Genomic DNA, 17866 nt, shown 5'->3' on the forward strand with positions numbered 1-17866 from the left:
GGGGGAAAGCGTGAAAATTCTAATCTGTGGCGCACACGGTTTTGTTGGTCGCCATTTGAGTCGAACGCTGGAACAAGCCGGGCATGAAGTCATTCACGGCGTACATCAATTCAGCAGCGAAACGGCAGAGCGGCAGCGCGAATTACTGATCGACTATGGCAAAGATATTTCAGTCGAGATTTGGAAAAAACGCTTAGCCGCGTTAGGCACCGTCGATATCGTCATCAACGCAGTTGGTATCTTAATGCAGACTAAAGAAATGCCTTTTACCGCAATTCATCAAGCTGCACCAATTGCGCTATTTCAAGCAGCAAACGATGCAGGTATACATGGTATTTTACAGATATCAGCACTGGGGCCAGATGATCGCGAGCACAGCAACCTATCTGTCGAACCAACACAACTGAGCAGCTACTTACAAACCAAACGTGCAGCAGATCAATTTCTAAGCCAACTTGCGTGTCCACATTTAATCTTGCGACCTTCCTTAATTGTCGGGATTGATGGCGCTAGTAGCCAATTATTCCGCAGTCTCGCCAGCCTACCCGTCATCGCTTTGCCTGGTAATGGTGAACAAGAGCTCCAACCCGTACATATTGATGATCTTTGTTTGTGCGTGCGTACTTGGTTGTCGCAGATTGAAAATCAGAATGCTGTATCGCATCAGATTATTCGTGCGGTTGGACCGAAACCTATCAGTTATCGTGAGATGTTAGTGCATTATCGTCACGCCATGAATTTGCCGCCTGCCATGTTCGTCCGAATACCAATGTCGGTAATGCACATCAGCGCCAGTCTTGCGCGTCATTTACCGCAAAAAGTCTTTGCGCCAGAAACGCTGCAAATGCTGGAACAAGGCAATGTCGCAGACAGTCTAGGCTTTACAGAACTTGTAGGGCAAACACTAAGAGGAGCAGATGATTGGTTTACCAATCAACACACGCAAGCTCTCGCTGCAGCAGCGATAGCAAATTGGTCGCAGCTTTTGTTTCGCTTGATGCTTGCCTTTTTGTGGATCAGCACCGGCATTATTTCACTCTGGATTTATCCACGAGAAGATAGCTTACATTTGCTCGCGCAAGTCGGAATCAATGGAGAATCAGCATCCATAGTCCTATATCTAGCAAGCGGCATCGATATGCTATTAGGGATCGCGACACTCAGTCGTCCGCACCGAAATTTATGGCTGTTTCAATCGGTTTTGATACTCGGCTACTCTTTCATCATTGCCGCGTGTTTACCTGAATTTCTCATACATCCATTCGCGCCCATACTCAAAAATCTGGCAATACTAACGATCTTGTTTGTCTTGGTGGCGAGCGAAAAACGGGCAACAAATTAAAAAATACAGCTAAAGACTCAGTCAAGCACAAAATGAATACCTATCTCTTACTCAAAACCCTGCACATCGTTTCCTCCGTGCTATTGGTCGGCACTGGTTTCGGCTCTGCTTTCTATCTCTACTTTTGTAATCGTAGTAAAAACGTCGCGACGATTGCCATCGTTACACGTCTAGTAGTACTTGCAGACTGGTGCTTCACTACACCGGCCGTTATCATTCAACCACTCAGCGGAATTGCATTGGCACATCTTGCAGGATGGTCTTTAAACACGCCATGGATTTTATTGTCTTTGGGCTTGTATTTTCTTGCGGGAATCTGCTGGCTGCCAGTGGTCTGGCTACAGATTAAAATGCAAAAACTGGCGCAATCTGCCCATGAGCAACAACAGACATTAGCGCCACTTTATTGGCAATATGCTCGCTATTGGGAGGCCTTAGGCTACCCAGCGTTCTTGGCGATGGTGGGTGTATTTTATTTGATGGTGAACAAACCGGGATTGTGGATGTAATGATGGGGGTAAATCATTGATTTGCCCCTCGTTGATTTATTGAGCTTTCAAGTTTCTGCATCCGCATCATCCCCACTATTCCCATTATCCTCCAGGCCCAACAAACTCTGCGCCGTATCCGTTGGCAAAGCCTCAACCAATTTCAGTTTACGTGTCATCTGACGGGTGCGGACTTCGGCTTTATCGATATTGTCAGCGGCTTTAACCAAAGCATTTTTGGTAGCCGCTAATACATCGCCAAATTTACTAAATTCAGTTTTAACGGCACCGAGAACTTGCCAGACTTCAGAAGAACGCTTCTCTAACACCAAAGTGCGGAAGCCCATTTGTAAACTATTTAACAGAGCCGACAAGGTCGAAGGACCTGAGATAGAAACGCGGTGCGTGCGCTGTAGTTCATCGGCTAAACCCGGACGGCGCATGACTTCCGCGTACAGGCCTTCAGTAGGTAAAAACAAAATCGCAAAATCAGTCGTCAGTGGTGGCGACAAATATTTTTCGGCAATCGTTTTTGCCTCATTGCGAATCGCGCGTTCTAGTTCTTTGCCTGCTTGCGCTACGCCTTCGGCGTCAGCACGTTCAGCTGCATCTAATAAGCGTTCGTATTGCTCTTTCGGGAATTTCGCATCGATAGGCATCCACACTGGCGCCCTGTCATCTTCTTTACCCGGCAATTTAATCGCAAACTCAACGCGCTCACCGCTACCTGGCACGGTCTCAACATTTTTACCATATTGATCGGGCGTCAACATTTGTTCCAACACCATTTCCAACTGTACTTCACCCCAAGTGCCGCGAGTTTTCACGTTGGTCAACACACGTTTTAAATCGCCGACGCCGATGGCTAATTGTTGCATTTCGCCCAAACCTTGGTGAACTTTTTCCAGTCGCTCTGACACTTGTTTAAACGATTCCCCTAGGCGCTGCTCCAAAGTGGCATGGAGTTTTTCATCGACCGTTTTACGCATTTCTTCCAATTTGCCGGCATTATCAGCTTGTAGTTGTTGGATCTTTTGCTCCAATGTCGTACGGATTTCGCCCATACGCAGAGCATTTGACTCGGTCATGCTCGCTAGAGTCTGATTTAAGGTATCGGCAAAACGTTTCAAGCTCAAGCTCTGCTCTTCCCGTGCTGTTTGTCCTTGTACAGTCAAGGCCTGGCGCATTTGTTCTAATTGCTGGGCATTGCTTTCATTGAGTTTGACGAGTTGCTGCGAAAAGGCGTCGATTTGATTGTTCTGTAAAGTGGCAACGCTAGTAAGTTGTGCTGCCAATGCTTGCTGGAACTGCGTAAAATTGCCACCTAATTCCTGTCGCGTGGCTTGAGCCGTAGATTGCACTTGCTCGCGTAAGCTGCGTTCACTTCGTTCTTGTGCTTGTTGCGATTGTGTTTGAAATGTTTGTAGTTGCGTTAGCAGTTGCGCGTCGCCGTTGCTTTGCTTGCGTAGCAAAATGATAACTTGAAGCAGTGCGATTACGACAATACCTACTATCAGGATGATTTCTACTGTGGTCATTGGTTTTGAACTCTTCTTTGAACTTTTACACGTTTTGCTTATTTCTGACTGAAATAAAATTGTTTAATTTACCCCGGTGTATTCCGCATCCAATCAGCAGTCTGATAAAACGAGCTCATCAGATGCTCTTGCAGACCTTCTTCAATACCAACATCCTGCATCGCCCATGCCATGCAGCGTAGCCATTGATCACGTTCCGCTACGCCTATCGCGTAGGGTAGATGACGGGCACGCAAACGAGGATGACCGAACTTTTCAATGTACAAATTTGGACCACCCATCCATCCGGATAAAAACCAAAACAACTTATCACGTGAGCTGTCGTTTGGTTGTGGATGCATCTCGTTGATGCCAGAAAACTCTTTTTCCAATTGCATCAAATCATAAAACCTGTCGACCATCTCACGCAATTTATCCGCACCACCGATCAACGCATATAAGTTTGATTTCTCTTCTTCAATTTCCATAAAACTACTGTGTTAGTTCAATTTTTTACTAATTTTTCACTTGGCTATTGCACTCAACTATTCCGCAATGACAATAATGGTGGCTGATTCAGGACATTACGCAAACCCAACCAACCACCGATCAAAGCGCAAATCGCGCCAACGACGATACCGGCGCCCCAAACCAAAGGAGAAAAACTCCAGGCGAATTTGAAAGAATAAGTCGCTAATACCCAACCTATGGCAGAAGCACCACTCGCAGCCAAAGCACCTGCGGCACTACCCACCAACAAAAATTCTATCCACTGCGCTTGTGAGAGTTGTTGACGCGTTGCCCCCAATGCTCGCAATAAGGCAGCTTCACGCATGCGTAGATCCTGCGATCCCGCCAAAGCTGCGTACAAGACCAAGACACCAGATACCAGCGTAAATAGGAACAAGAATTCCACTGCCGTAATGACTTGATCCAATACATCTTGTAGCTGCTTCAAAATGGCACCGACATCCATCACCGTCAAATTAGGAAAGTCCAGCGTCAATTGATTCGCGAATTGCTTGTTCGTGTCGGGGACACGAAACGCCGTAATAAAAGTTTGCGGCATATTTTGCATTGCTTTAGGGTTAATCACGACAAAGAAATTCACTCGCATCGAACCCCAATCTAACTTACGCAAGCTTGTGATCTTTGCCGTAATTTTTTGCCCGGCGATATCAAAAGTCATTTTATCGCCTAGCTGCAATTTCAAGGTTTTTGCCAGACCTTCTTCTACTGATGCTTCTGGTTCGGTCGCAGTACTATCTTGATACCACTCACCTGCAATGACTTTATTAGAATGAGGCAAGTCTTTCATCGTGGATAAATTAAATTCACGCTCCACCAAGCTATTCGCACGTTCGTCCTGATAGCTATTTGGCTTCAAAACACTGCCATTCACCTCAATCAGGCGTCCACGTATCATGGGATAAATTTGCGGTTGGGCAAAATTCTCCAAACGTTTGGCGATTTCACTTTTTTGTTCCGGCTGAATATTGATCACAAAATGATTGGGGGCATCGGCTGGCGTCGATTGCTTCCATGCTGCGATCAGATCACTACGCACTACAGTCAACAATAACAACGCCATCAAACCCAAAGACAACGCCACCACCTGCACCACGGTAGCACCTGGACGGCGCTGTAGAGCGGTGATTGCAAAGCGCCATGCTGAATGATTGATCACATTACGCAAACGTTTTAAGCCCATCATGCATAACCTGGCGATCAAAGCGAAACTGAGCATGCCTACCAGGAATCCAACAGCCACCATTAGTCCTACTTTGATGTCGCCCGTTTGCCACAACAACAAACCGATAAATACCGCCAATCCCAAGCCATAAGTCACCAAGGTCAATGCTTGTGGAGCATCTTGTTCACGTCGAATCACGCGGTTATGCGGCACATTACGTAACTGCAAAATCGGTGGCATCGCAAAACCAATCAGCAACAAAATACCAATTGCCAATCCTTGTAAAGCGGGTAAAAAACTCGCCGCTGGCAAATCATTGGTCACTAATTTACCCAGCCATTCCAACAACACATAATGTCCAGCAAAACCTAACAGCACACCTGCGATACTACCCAAAACGCCAAGCACTAAAAATTCAAACAAATACATCACCGTCACTTGGTTTTGAGTTAATCCAAGACAACGTAGCATGGCGCAAGCATCAATATGGCGCAGCATAAATCGACGTGCCGCCATCGCCACCGCAACTGCCGCAAGCATGGCGGACAACATACTCACCATAGACAAAAACTGTTCAGCTCTGTCTAATGTGGTGCGCATTTGCTCGTTACCATTTTCTATGGTTTCCAAGCGCACGCCTTTCAGGCTTTTTGTTTGAATTTCTTGTTCTAAAAAAGTCTGGAATTCTTTGATCGTTGATTTATCACCCGCCAGTAACAAGCGATAAGTCACACGCGAGCCATCCTGAATTAATTTAGTCGCGGCCAAATCATCCATGGCTATCATAACTCTCGGGGAAAAACTCAAAAAGCCTGATCCACGATCAGGTTCAGAGGCAATACTGGCAGCAACCTTGAATTGTTGTTCACCCAGCGTAATCTGATCTCCCTCTGCAACTTTCAAACTACCAAACAAAGCGGGATCTATCCATACCGTCCCGAGTTTTGGCGTTTCATCTGTAGCGACTTCTTTATCTGCCAGATTCAACTTCAACTTACCGCGCAATGGGTAATTGGTGGTAACCGCTTTCAAGGTCACCAATTTTGCCATGCTAGTGTCGCTACTTCCATTGCCACCAGAGTGGCCGTTGGATAACGCCATACTAGGAAACACCACAGTCTCCGCAACTTGCAACCCAGCTTGCCGCGCCTTTGTTTTCCACTCTGGATTGAGCTGCTGCGCCGAGCTGACCAATAAATCGGAAGCCAGCACTTGATGCGCATCGCGGTTCAAACCATTGCGCAGTCGGTCAACAAAAAACCCGACGGACGACAAAGACGCGACCGCCACCATTAAAGCAACCAGAAGGAAACGCAGCTCTCCAGCACGCCAATCGCGTTGCGTCATTTTTAAAGAGAGTGACAAAATGCTAGAAAACATGAGACTCCTGAATAGTTTTTGCTGGACTTATGTGGAAATCAGCCTGCTAAAGCTTGTGCAAAATCGTGCAATAAATCGGCGGTATCCTCTATCCCTACCGATACCCGGATCAAGGAGTCAGCGATTCCCATCTCAGACCGACGCTCTGCCCCAATCTCAAAGAAAATAGTATGCGCCACCGGAATCACCAGCGTACGGGTATCACCCAAATGGGTGGCGTTGATTGCCAAATTCAATCGATTCAAATAATCAAAACAATCAATTTCAGGCTTCAATTCAAAACTGAACAAGGCGCCGTAAGCACGAAACAATTCTGTCGCCAGTGCGTGCTGAGGATGCGAAGGCAAACCCGGATAATGCACGACAGCGACACGTGGATCAGCTTCTAACATCTGCGCTAAGGCTAAAGCATTGGCGCTCTCGCGCTCCATACGCAATGCCAGGGTTTCTGCGCCGACTGCGACTTGATGCGCGGCCTCAGGAGACAGGGAAGCACCAAAATCACGCAATGCTTTAGCACGTAGTTGCGCCATTCCTTGCTGTGCCGGTGCTTGCTTACGGAAATTTGCCGCTATATGTGGATAGTTGGCCCAATCAAATAAACCAGTATCAGTAATCGCGCCACCTAAGACATTGCCATGACCGGCAATCGACTTTGTCAACGAATTGATTACCAGCCCTGCTCCCACCGTTTTAGGCTGAAACAAGTAAGGTGACGTCATCGTATTATCGACCACGAACAAAATGCCACGTTCACGACATAATTCGCCGATGCGTTTTAAGTCGGCAATTTGCGTGCGTGGATTGGCAATGGTTTCAACAAATACCATACGAGTATTGGGTTTAATCGCCGCTACAACGTTGGCAACATCCGTGGCATCGACTAGCGATAATTCCATGCCTTGCTCGGAGCAGGTTTGCCATACGCTATTGGTATTGCCGAATAAAAAACGTGAAGACACCAGATGATCGCCTTGACGCAGCAAACCCTGAAACACCGCGCCAATTGCCGCCATACCAGTCGCAAAACAAATACTGGCAACCCCCTGCTCCATCTTAGTCAGCTTGTCTTCTAAAGCAGAAACGGTAGGATTTCCTTGACGTCCATAGCGGTAACCTGATTGTTTTCCTTGAAATACCTCAGCCAAATCACGCGCATTCTTGTAGCCATAGGTTACTGAAGTATGAATAGGTTTATGGTGAGAGCCGTGCTCTATCTCTTTTTGACGGTCGTTATGCAAAATGGTGGTCGTAAAACCCAAGGATTTTGGTGTGTTCATCGCTAAAATTACCTGCAAAAATCAAGACAAAAGAGGAGTTTAACAGTTAACGTCTGATTTGCTTCGAGAGCAGTCAATTTAGCGATAAAAAAGGCGACCCGACTGACATCGGCCCGCCTTTTAAATTTTTATCCTACTTTTATATCAATTCGAGACAAAGAATTATTCTGACAGTCTCTAAATCATTCCTTTTCCTTCTTATCTTCACGTTTCATACGAATTTCTCTAATTTCTTTTGCATCCTTGATATCTTTGGCGATATCTCGCATTTTATAGTCGCTGGGTACCGCGAACATACTCGCTGCAATATCGTCCCGTTTAATGTTACTCAAGCGATAAATTCTGTCGCCAGAACGTGGATCGCTGTGTTTTGAATAGACCGTAATCTGTAGATCAGGCGAAAACCAAGTTTCATCTGACACGACAATTGGATTGGTATTGCCGATTTCACCCGCCGGAATCTCAAAACTACTTTGTTTTCCTTCTGCCTTAATACCATCAAAATCTTTGCTACCAAGCGCCTTAGTCTGACGCTTGCTGGCCCACTTAGCATCGCCAAAGACGTTAGCCAAGCTAGCGTTCATCGCTCCATTACCTGACATACCAGGCATTACAATCTCCATAGTGCGACCATTTTCCGGACCACGTACATTCACCGTAAGAGTTTTTTCGCTGTCGCCGGCTTTCACATCTGAACCCGCTTTTTCTACGCGACGAACAATTACATGACGTTCAAGATCTTTGGCATCGCCAGCTGACAATTTCAACTCGACGATGTCTTTACCATCTTTTGAGCGTGTAATGTTTTCCGTCACAACTTTCAAAGCTTCGCCATTTGACTTGGTTGTCATCAAAAATTTATCCATCAGCTTGGTTGCGACTTTAGTTTTTGGATTTAAGACAATGTGACCTTCTGCGGGATCATTGATGATAACTTCACGCAATTCACCTTTTCCATCACGAATTTCTTCACGGGTACGTCCTTGGCTATCGCGATATGTCAGCGTCGAGCTTTTATTTGAAATCATATTGCCGTCAGCTAGTTTCTGCTGACTTTCAGAAATCACTTCTGCGCTATAAGGAGCATTCTTAACCAATTTTCCCGAGGAACGAAAAAAACTCATGCCGCTGGCGGAATTAGCAATTGCCATGTCTCCCAAGCCATTCGCCCTACGCACAACGGTTTCGCGCTCAATTTCTATTTTTCGTCCTTCAGGCGTCCCTTTATCTTGCTCCCCGTCCATTATGACGGTGACCGCTGTGGCATTATCAATCGCAATAGTTTTACTGATCTTCGTATCGAATACTGAATCTGAGCGATCCATCGCCAAGGCTGGCAAACTCAAAATTGCGGCAGTAATCGCTGCGCCGATGACTAATTTTTTCATATCCACACCTTCCTTTTTTGATTAAGTTAACTGAATAAGCTGACTAAACAAACGCCATGCCACGCTAGCTACCCAGCATTCAGCCTTGATTAATTTGGTAAAAATCTTACTGCTAAAAATTCGTCGTTCGCACCCAACAACACTTCTGCTTTAGAGCTTTGATTAGCAACCTCAGGATTTACGGTCACTCCCAGAGTCGCCAACACTGAATGTGGTATTTGTGCCTTGACAATACGCATATCATCTTGTCTCAAAATTTCCTCACCGGAATTGAGTGCAAGAAAAGGGATTTCTTCATGCATTTCGTCATTGGCCTGAAGTTCACTGTTATCAGCAATTGCATCCTGATTTGCTTTAGGCGCTAAGGGCGAGGTTTGATTGAATACCAGCACCAGTGCCACCAGACTTACACATAAACCCGTTGTTAATTGCCAAGAGAACTCCTGCCAACGTTGATACCAAGGGCGTTTGGGAAAATGTTGATCGAATGCCGCCAGCAAAGCTTGCTCAACTGAAGCTGGCGCTTGCAAAGATTGCAGCTCACGCTTCAAAGCTTGATTGTGCGGTTTCAAAACAAGGTCTATTTCATCAAAATTTTTCATTACCATTTCCAATTACCATTCATCAATTCTCTATACCCTAGATATTTGTTATGCGCGCTGCCCATTCACTGCACACGCACTGCGGTACTGACTTAAACGTTCAGCGAGTGCTAGGCGAGCACGCGATAGACGAGAACGCACTGTACCCACATTGATCTGGCAAATATCTGCAATCTCCAGATAAGACATTTCATGCATTTCGTACAGAATCAATACATCCCGATAATGCATCGCCAAGCTGGCGATTGCTTGCCGTAAATCCTCGGCCATTCGGTCGCGCATCAGTCGTTCCAATGGAGCAGCATTCTCACAAATAACTTCGTCTAACGGATCGTCATCCTCAAGCTCATTCATTGCGCTAGCTGTCTTTTGCAGCGCGCTATCATGTTTCATTGCCACATTACGCGCTACACCAAATAAGAAATAACGGAGCTGCCCTCTTAAAGCGTCATATTTATACTGATCTGTCATCAAACCCATGAATACGTCTTGCACCACGTCCGCAGCGAGCGCATTCGAGCCACAACGTAAAACCGCATAACGATATAAGGCAGCCTGATGGCGGCGATATAAGGCTGTGAAGGCACTCTTATCGCCATTCCGCATCTGTCGTATTAATTCGGTGTCAGAAATCAAATCATCCATGCTTCGCAAATTGTTATCAGTCTAAGGCATTCGGTTTCGAAGATAAGTCTTACTTAAGCTATTCCATTTAAGAGATCAAAAAGTTCCAGATAAAATAAAAAAAGCGTAGAGAATTTTGCTTTCTCTACGCTTTCGAACCACCTTCGATGTCAATACACATCAACTCACATAAACTGAATTTGCCCTTCAGCAATGCCGATCAGTTGAATTGCCGCCGTCGTATCGGTTGGTGTGATGAGCGATGCGATTTGCATCGTCTTCAATATGGATTCCTCTGGCGTACTGTAGTTTAATCCCCAATCAACCGCAAATTTATAAGCAACTTGAATTTTATTGTCCAACAAATCAGCGACCCATCCCCAAACCGGGTCACCTTTCCACTGGTGTACTGCGCCGACAACCGAGAGCACCATAGTCCCGCGAGTTTGTGCACCACTTTCAAGTTGTTTCGACCAGTAATCAAGTCCACCAGAGTCCGCGCCGTCTTTTCGACCTAAGGCATTGACATAAATCTTATTAATAAAATCTGCATTCGTCAGATTGGGGGCGTAACCCGTCTGCGCCGACTTCTCGGTCGCAGCAGAAAAGAAAGATTCACTTATTTTGTTAAGCCCCATGCCTGCTTTATAGCTATCTATCCAGTAATTCAAGCCATCTGCATCAGGAACACGATTAAAAAAGGCAACATAGATATCCAGCAAAGTATTAAGCACAGGACGGCTTATCGTTTGTGCATTGCTGTGCACTTGCGTATTAACGACGACGTTATCAAACTTCAGGCTTTCTATTTGATAAGTCGCAAGTAAAGAGCCATCTTGCTGCTTGAGCGTAAAACTACCTCCTGGAATTTCCTGAATTTTGAAATTGATGCCGCTATTTAAACTAAATCCGAATTTCAAACTATCGTTACCCTTGCCGCCGTCTATATAAACGTTGGGTAAAGTTGCATCCTTTATGCTAACCACATTGTCTGCATCACCAAAACGCAAGACTGAACCCGCATCCGAGCTAGCAACCGTATACGTAACAATCGACGTATTATCTTTAACAGCAGTGGCAATATTGATTTGCTCGGTCTGGCTTGTTTGCGCTAAATTTTTGCGTATCAACCCGGTGTTATCCGTAGTCACTACCGATAATTTATTCCCAATCGCATAACCGCCATTCGCATAAGCGTCATAAACTGCCCCCCCTTTAGGGAGCGCTTTACCATCATATTTCCAGTTGAATGAGAACAAAGTCGGGTCTGGCGTATTCGCCGAATAAATACCAGGGGCGATCGTACTAACCGTAAGGTAGTCACCTATGTTGGCATAGTACTGCAAGGCAAAGGCTTCTTTTTCTGGCGCACTGAAGGGTTGACTCAAGAATAGCATCTTTGAGTTTTGCGTGGCTCGCCAGATACCGTTTGCGCGATAATAGCCGCCCTCGTAAGTACCAACGACACCTAACTCGCCATCCAGATATCCTAGCCAATCTTTCCAAGGAATACGGCTCAAGGAATCCGTTACATGAGGACTATCTAAAAAATTTTGATTGGTTGTTGGAAAAGACTTCGCAACTTCGGCATCTACGTATTCGTCCTGCAGTCCGGCATAGCTGTGACCAATTTCGTGCAAAGCCAATTCCGAAGCAAGTGCATTTCCTGCCGATGCCCATGCGATAGTGCCACCTGCACCGCCATAGAGTGGCGTATTGACCAACACGATAATGAGCTCACGCTCATTGCGTACAAAAACCTTGGCAACTTCATTTTCAACAGCAAACGTATCACCGTATAGCAAACGCCCATCGCTCCCATGCTGGGTAGAATTGAAATAGGTGTTGACGGAAATAGATTTATTCGGCTGATCGGTGCCTGATTCGGCGGAAGCAAAAAACAATGCTGAGGCATTAAAAAACTTTTTGTAATTTGAGAATGGCGCATTCAGACGCGCATTACTATCGCCCAAAAAGCTATTCAAAAAGACTTGAGCATCACCAATAAATTTTGCGCGTTCTGCCGCCGTATAGCCTTCCGCGACAATGATAATATCAACTCTGTTTGCACTATCACCATTTTTTATGAGTGGGGTTATATCTGGCATAAATTCACTTTAAAACTGAGATGAAAAGTTGAGCTGCAAGTAAGACACAGACTTAGTAATCAGAGTTTATCTAAAACGATGCACGGATATGAGAACCATGCTATCTAAGCCTTGTCGCAATAAAGCGTTAATTTTATGCTCTCCAGTATAGCAATAAAAATTTATTGGCCGTCAAAGCAATTGAAATTAAAAAACTTTGTTGCGGGATACACCACAAATCACGCGATATTACAGCCCACATACGATAAAAAAGCATGGCGTTTTAAGGCTCATGCTTCTTCGGAAATTTATCATAAAAGAATTCAGACTGTATTACCCGAAAAACTATTCCGATAAAAAACGCTCTACTAGTTTAGCCAGTACTTCAGGCTGATCATGATGCAGCATATGCCCCGCCTCCATCACAATTTCCGTGCGCATCTTAGGCACGAATTGCATACGTCGATCAATCTCTGCGCGCGCCTGTTCTTTTGATCCTATCATGCGCCAGATATCAGTGTCGTTGGCTTCCACCCACAACACAGGTGCCGCTATATTTTGCCAGCATTCCAAAACTTCATCGACATGATACAAAATAGGACTGGAATTTTTGTGCGCAGGGTCGGCTAACAACTCCCAAACGCCTTGTGCATTTTGCTTAGACCAATGCTGCGCTAAAAACGCTGCGCGTTCATCGGACAAGCGCGGATTGGTTTTTTGCAGACGTCCCGCGACTTCTTCTAAACTTGCGTAAGTACGCAGGCTTGGCACTTCACGTAACTCTTCCAACCATTTCCTATAACGTCCTGGCGCCTGCTTGGCCTGCGTCATCGGCATACCAAAACCTTCGAGGTTAATCAGTTTGGCGACGCGCTCTGGGCGTACACCAGCGTACAGCATAGCGATATTCCCCCCCATACTATGCCCCAAGAGATTCACGGGCTGATCTGGTGAATAGTGCTGCAAAATTGCGTCCAGATCCGCGACATAGTCAGGAAACCAATAACTCTCCACTTTTGGATATTCAGTGAGTCCGAAGCCACGCCAATCGGGGGCAATGACATGCCAATCCTGCGCCAGACAATCCACCATAAATTGAAACGAGGCTGCCACATCCATCCAGCCATGCACCATAAACAACACCGGAGCATCGGGATTACCCCAATGGCGTATATGCATGTTTAATCCACGCAGCGAAACGAATTCGGATTGGCTTAATTTCATAATGTTGACCTAAATATAAAAATAGAACGATCGTTCGATTATTATACGCTATTGCAGCATTTTGTTGTTTGACCCGCTTTTAATGAAAAAAGGGTGCAAGATTTATGTTCGAATAAACCTTGCACCCTTCATTTATACCGAGCCCGTAATAACGCTCACATGAATACTGCAACTACTCAAGCACGGCGTCCATCCATCCTATTGAATTCAATACGTTACCGTATCAAAACGAACAAAATCCCCTACCTTAACTTGCACTGTTTTATTACTCTGGTCATCTAGCAACTCAGCAACCGCAAATGGCAATTGAACTTGTATGACCTTCATCTTACCCATGCTCGCTTGTGGAATGCCATACTGTAAAGGACGCGCCTGTTGCGCGCTCAAGCCTAAAGTTGGCAATTGGTCATAATCGGATACCACCAAAGCCTCGTCGCCAACGATGATGTTCGAACTTAAACCTGCATCAAAAATAATTTGTTTATCTTTGATTTTGATGATCTTCGCCATCAAAGGAAATGGCGCTAAATCCTTGCGTATCCATGCCACCGATTCTTCAATCACAGAATCAACCGCTTTGCCAAAACTAGTCGCATAAAAGGCGACACTGCCAAAAGGTTTATCTCGCCCGACCTTACCATCATCGTCAGCAGGACGATATAAAAGATGACGGCTTAAAAAAGCGCCACTCAAACCATCATAAATACTGAACTCAACTTCGATATGACGGCTACGACTTTCCCATAGGCCTAGAAATTTTTTATCGCTACGGATACCCGCATTTCTGATTTCACCCGAGATCACAAATTGCGCATCATTTTCAGCGGCGACCTGCTGCACGATTTTCGCGGTCGGGGCGCTTTGCTTTAAGTCAAAAGATAAAAGATTTGGCGATTGACGCACTATATAACTGCCACTGCGTTCAAGACGACTTAGCATTTCACGTGGAAATCCTTGGGCAATATCGTCAAGATCCTGTACCTGCGCCGCCACGTTGACAGCAAAGCCTGTCATCACCACTTTCTTTTTCAAAACCCGTTCTGCTGCGGGCATAGGTGCTGGCGGTTTAGAAAATAAACCACAACTACTTAACGTTAAAAGTGTTGCCCCCACGGTAGTCAACAAAAAAATGCGTCGTGCAAACCGAATAGTACATTTTAAAAATACCTGAAAAACTGTCGTGCCTGACCAGTTAAAAGAGACGCGATATTGAGACATTCTTATTTTCCTTTTTAGCTAAATCGGTTTGCGCTGACCTGATTGGCCTTAATAAACGTTAACGCTGAGCTACCTGAAACTGGGCGGAATGCACAGTAACCGAAGAGCTTGTGATTGAAAAAAATACCGATCATTGAAACGGCATTGTGCGCAGTTTCCGAGTTGAGCGCTATGTTAAATGTGGTCTGTTTCAACGGTAGACTTCTATGGTTTAATATCGCCAAATCCAATCTCAACGTTTGATTCTTGATGTACGAATCCATTTCTCTTAGCTTGAATTGTGCCTCGCTGACTTCGAAGGAAAAGATGACAGCCCAACCCTCCAAATATTGGAATTATCCAGATAATAAGCAGTTGAAATACACGCTGAATCTTCTCAAACTCTTCCGCTCGCCAAATAATAATCGATACCCTAATCTGATAAATGGCGACGACCATCAACAATAAGTAACCGATATATATAAGTTTATCCATGAGCATTTAACTAATATTCATTGCATTAAGCTCTTGCTGAGTAAAACCCGCCGCAAGGCGTGCTGCCACATTAAATGGTGCGCGCAAAGTTGGCGCTCTAAATTGTGCCGCTAATTGTGCGAAACATGCAATCGGTTCTAGCTGACGTTGTTCGCATAAATACGCAAACCAGCGATTTCCTATCGCCACATGACCGATTTCATCACGCAAAATAATATCTAAAATTTCGGCGGCGGCCTGATCACCTGCTTGTGCAATTTTGGCGCGCAAGGCTGGCGTCGCATCTAAACCTCGCGCCTCCATCGTACGAGGCACCAAGGCCATACGGGATAGCACATCATCCTGAGTCCGTTCGGCTAATTCCCACAAGCTATTATGCGCAGGAAAGTCACCGTATTCAAAGCCCAGTGTAACTAAATGATCCGCCAGCAAAGTGAAGTGGTAGGCCTCTTCCTGAGCTACCAACAACCAGTCGCTGTAATACGCATCTGGCATATCAGAAAAACGCCAGATCGCGTCTAAAGCCAGATTGATTGCATTGAACTCAATATGTGCCAGAGCATGAATTAAGGTGGCTCGACCTTCCACCGTGTTCATTGCACGGCGCTTGACGCCGAGGGGCGGCACTAGCTCAGGTTTTAGCGGACGACCGGGTATCTCCACAGGTGCCGTCAATTGAGTTCGCGCATTCAAGGTCAATTGTTGCGCCAAGTATGCCTGTCGCAATGCTTGTACGTCCGTAGCTTTGCTACGCGCGTCAGCTTGAATCAGACAGTCCAAGGCAGACGACCGTAAATCAGTTTGCGTTGAAACGAGATCAATATTTTTCTCAGCGCTGTCGCTAGCGGAGGAAGAAAATTCTGGTGAGGTCGGTGAAATCATGCGGAGGGCGGTAAAATGTCAGATTATTTCAAGATGACTATTTTACGGCATTTACGTCCCTCCTCTTTAGAAGTTTCATAGGAAGCAACATGGCAATCTATCAATTAGGCGATGTCACACCTGACATTGACCCAAGTGCTTACATCACCGACAGCGCAAAAATTATCGGGAAGGTGAAGATCGATGCGCTTGCTAGTGTCTGGTTTGGTACCGTCATTCGCGGTGACAATGAATTAATTCACATTGGCGAGAACAGCAATTTACAAGAATCCTGCGTTTTACATACTGATCCTGGTTTTCCGCTGACCATCAGCAAAAATGTAACCGTCGGACATCAAGCGATGTTACATGGCTGTAGTGTTGGCGAAGGTAGCCTGATTGGCATACAAGCGGTCATTTTGAATGGCGCTAAGATAGGCAAAAATTGCCTCGTCGGTGCCGGTTCTTTGGTGACGGAGGGGAAAGAGTTTCCCGATAACTCACTGATCGTCGGTTCACCAGCCAAAGTTATCCGTACGCTAAGTGATGAAGCTATCGCTCAAATGCAGGCCAACACACAAAACTATGTGCGTCGCGGGCAGGAATATAAAACACAGTTGAAGCGTATCGATACTGAGTAATCTTTACACAAATCTCTATATACATGGTTTCAAAATTCAAGGAAATAAAGTGAAAGATAATCTGCAAAAATTTATGTTTGAACACGCAGGTGTACGTGGTGAGCTGGTCGAATTGCCGAATACCTGGCGCGAAATTTTATCGCATCAAACTTACCCTAAAGCGGTACAAACGATTTTAGGTGAATTACTCGCGGCGTCTGCGTTACTCAGTGCGAATTTGAAATTCAATGGCACCATGATCATGCAAATACATGGCGACGGTCCGGTAAGACTATTGGTCGTTGAATGTGATGCACAATTACGTTTACGGGCGACGGCAAAATTAGCGCCGGACGTTGAGATTGCTGATGATGCTAGCTTGAGTGACTTAGTACATCAAAACGGTCAAGGGCGTTTCGTCATTACTTTAGATCCCAATGACAAAATGCCTGGGCAGCAAGCCTATCAAGGTATAGTCCCTTTAGATGGCGAATCAATTGCGACCGTGATTGAAAACTATATGATGCGTTCGGAACAGCTCGACACCAAGCTTTGGTTGGCAGCGGATAGCGAAGTGACACGTGGCTTATTGCTACAAAAATTACCCAAAATCGGTGGCACAGAATCGAGTGTGGAAGACGAAACAGAAGCCTGGAATCGCGCTGTCATTTTAGGTAGCACGGTGAAGCAGCAAGAGCTATTAGATACCGATATTGATACGCTGATGAATCGCCTGTTCTGGGAAGAAACTTTGCGTGTTTTTGAGTTACAGCATCCTGAATTCCATTGCAATTGCACGCGTGAGAAAGTCGGAAATATGTTGAAGATGCTGGGCGAAGAAGAAATTAAATCCGCGATTGCCGAATTAGATAAACTCGATATCAACTGCGATTTTTGCGGTAAGCATTACAGCTTTGATCAGGTTGACTGCGCGCAGTTATTTGTCGCTAGCACTTTGGTCGATGGCGTCATTACACCGAGTGGTAGCAAACACTAAGGCATTTTTTTGTTTAGTTTTATGCAGTGTGTGTTGGAACTCAATTTAACTTCCATTGAGCTCTAATACAC

Annotated in this window: 15 protein-coding genes; 4 read left to right on the top strand and 11 right to left on the bottom strand. The window is 45.4% G+C overall.

Features of this window, described 5'->3' with window-relative positions:
- Window positions 1-10 precede the first annotated feature (10 nt).
- Together ACO0KZ_RS15975 and ACO0KZ_RS15980 are read left to right on the top strand one after the other, a co-directional pair.
- Entirely contained in the window at window positions 11-1342 is a 1332-nt protein-coding gene (locus ACO0KZ_RS15975; RefSeq protein ID WP_422996976.1) for an SDR family oxidoreductase, read from the top strand.
- A gap of 32 nt (window positions 1343-1374) precedes the next feature.
- Entirely contained in the window at window positions 1375-1851 is a 477-nt protein-coding gene (locus ACO0KZ_RS15980) for a DUF2269 family protein (RefSeq protein ID WP_422996978.1), read from the top strand.
- 47 nt (window positions 1852-1898) lie between these two features.
- Here ACO0KZ_RS15980 and rmuC read toward each other — a convergent pair whose 3' ends face one another.
- The 11 genes from rmuC to ACO0KZ_RS16035 all read right to left on the bottom strand — a co-directional run bounded on the left by rmuC (window position 1899) and on the right by ACO0KZ_RS16035 (window position 16199).
- Window positions 1899-3368: a DNA recombination protein RmuC gene (rmuC, locus tag ACO0KZ_RS15985; protein ID WP_422996980.1), complete on the bottom strand. Its 1470-nt coding sequence runs from the start codon at window positions 3366-3368 to the stop codon at window positions 1899-1901.
- Between the two features lie 68 nt (window positions 3369-3436).
- On the bottom strand, window positions 3437-3835 hold the full coding sequence (locus ACO0KZ_RS15990) for a group II truncated hemoglobin (RefSeq protein ID WP_422996982.1): 399 nt from the start codon (window positions 3833-3835) through the stop codon (window positions 3437-3439).
- Window positions 3836-3888: 53 nt separating this feature from the next.
- Window positions 3889-6420 carry an ABC transporter permease gene (locus ACO0KZ_RS15995; protein ID WP_422996984.1) on the bottom strand — a complete coding sequence of 844 codons (2532 nt, stop codon included), beginning with the start codon at window positions 6418-6420 and terminating at the stop codon, window positions 3889-3891.
- A gap of 38 nt (window positions 6421-6458) precedes the next feature.
- Window positions 6459-7700, bottom strand: a complete 1242-nt coding sequence (locus ACO0KZ_RS16000) for a cystathionine gamma-synthase family protein (RefSeq protein WP_422996986.1) — start codon at window positions 7698-7700, stop codon at window positions 6459-6461.
- A gap of 182 nt (window positions 7701-7882) precedes the next feature.
- Complete coding sequence (locus ACO0KZ_RS16005) at window positions 7883-9088, bottom strand: hypothetical protein (protein ID WP_422996988.1); 1206 nt, start codon at window positions 9086-9088, stop codon at window positions 7883-7885.
- A gap of 89 nt (window positions 9089-9177) precedes the next feature.
- Window positions 9178-9690, bottom strand: a complete 513-nt coding sequence (locus tag ACO0KZ_RS16010) for a hypothetical protein (protein ID WP_422996990.1) — start codon at window positions 9688-9690, stop codon at window positions 9178-9180.
- Window positions 9691-9738: 48 nt separating this feature from the next.
- Complete coding sequence (locus ACO0KZ_RS16015; RefSeq protein WP_422996992.1) at window positions 9739-10335, bottom strand: RNA polymerase sigma factor; 597 nt, start codon at window positions 10333-10335, stop codon at window positions 9739-9741.
- Window positions 10336-10499: 164 nt separating this feature from the next.
- Window positions 10500-12422 carry a M64 family metallopeptidase gene (locus tag ACO0KZ_RS16020; RefSeq protein ID WP_422996994.1) on the bottom strand — a complete coding sequence of 641 codons (1923 nt, stop codon included), beginning with the start codon at window positions 12420-12422 and terminating at the stop codon, window positions 10500-10502.
- 324 nt (window positions 12423-12746) lie between these two features.
- Entirely contained in the window at window positions 12747-13625 is an 879-nt protein-coding gene (locus ACO0KZ_RS16025) for an alpha/beta fold hydrolase (protein WP_422996996.1), read from the bottom strand.
- Window positions 13626-13832: 207 nt separating this feature from the next.
- Window positions 13833-14843: a flagella assembly protein FlgT middle domain-containing protein gene (locus ACO0KZ_RS16030; protein WP_422996998.1), complete on the bottom strand. Its 1011-nt coding sequence runs from the start codon at window positions 14841-14843 to the stop codon at window positions 13833-13835.
- Between the two features lie 480 nt (window positions 14844-15323).
- Window positions 15324-16199 (bottom strand): ferritin-like domain-containing protein, encoded by an 876-nt coding sequence (locus tag ACO0KZ_RS16035; RefSeq protein ID WP_422997000.1) that lies wholly within the window; start codon window positions 16197-16199, stop codon window positions 15324-15326.
- Between the two features lie 89 nt (window positions 16200-16288).
- Here ACO0KZ_RS16035 and ACO0KZ_RS16040 point away from each other — a divergent pair, with 89 nt between their 5' ends.
- Both ACO0KZ_RS16040 and hslO read left to right on the top strand, forming a co-directional pair.
- Entirely contained in the window at window positions 16289-16819 is a 531-nt protein-coding gene (locus tag ACO0KZ_RS16040) for a gamma carbonic anhydrase family protein (protein ID WP_422997002.1), read from the top strand.
- Between the two features lie 49 nt (window positions 16820-16868).
- Window positions 16869-17795, top strand: coding sequence for an Hsp33 family molecular chaperone HslO (gene hslO, locus ACO0KZ_RS16045; protein ID WP_422997004.1), 927 nt, complete (start codon window positions 16869-16871; stop codon window positions 17793-17795).
- The last annotated feature ends 71 nt before the right edge of the window (window positions 17796-17866 follow it).

Origin of the sequence: Undibacterium sp. Di24W (genome assembly GCF_049340325.1) — a bacterium.
Taxonomy (GTDB): domain Bacteria; phylum Pseudomonadota; class Gammaproteobacteria; order Burkholderiales; family Burkholderiaceae_D; genus Undibacterium.

Bases quoted from the DNA above. Each gene is read 5' to 3' on its own strand.
- ACO0KZ_RS15980 (WP_422996978.1), top strand. From the start codon at position 1,375: ATGAATACCTATCTCTTACTCAAAACCCTGCACATCGTTTCCTCCGTG.
- rmuC (WP_422996980.1), bottom strand. From the start codon at position 3,368: ATGACCACAGTAGAAATCATCCTGATAGTAGGTATTGTCGTAATCGCA.
- ACO0KZ_RS15990 (WP_422996982.1), bottom strand. From the start codon at position 3,835: ATGGAAATTGAAGAAGAGAAATCAAACTTATATGCGTTGATCGGTGGT.
- ACO0KZ_RS15995 (WP_422996984.1), bottom strand. From the start codon at position 6,420: ATGTTTTCTAGCATTTTGTCACTCTCTTTAAAAATGACGCAACGCGAT.
- ACO0KZ_RS16000 (WP_422996986.1), bottom strand. From the start codon at position 7,700: ATGAACACACCAAAATCCTTGGGTTTTACGACCACCATTTTGCATAAC.
- ACO0KZ_RS16005 (WP_422996988.1), bottom strand. From the start codon at position 9,088: ATGAAAAAATTAGTCATCGGCGCAGCGATTACTGCCGCAATTTTGAGT.
- ACO0KZ_RS16010 (WP_422996990.1), bottom strand. From the start codon at position 9,690: ATGAAAAATTTTGATGAAATAGACCTTGTTTTGAAACCGCACAATCAA.
- ACO0KZ_RS16015 (WP_422996992.1), bottom strand. From the start codon at position 10,335: ATGGATGATTTGATTTCTGACACCGAATTAATACGACAGATGCGGAAT.
- ACO0KZ_RS16020 (WP_422996994.1), bottom strand. From the start codon at position 12,422: ATGCCAGATATAACCCCACTCATAAAAAATGGTGATAGTGCAAACAGA.
- ACO0KZ_RS16025 (WP_422996996.1), bottom strand. From the start codon at position 13,625: ATGAAATTAAGCCAATCCGAATTCGTTTCGCTGCGTGGATTAAACATG.
- ACO0KZ_RS16030 (WP_422996998.1), bottom strand. From the start codon at position 14,843: ATGTCTCAATATCGCGTCTCTTTTAACTGGTCAGGCACGACAGTTTTT.
- ACO0KZ_RS16035 (WP_422997000.1), bottom strand. From the start codon at position 16,199: ATGATTTCACCGACCTCACCAGAATTTTCTTCCTCCGCTAGCGACAGC.
- ACO0KZ_RS16040 (WP_422997002.1), top strand. From the start codon at position 16,289: ATGGCAATCTATCAATTAGGCGATGTCACACCTGACATTGACCCAAGT.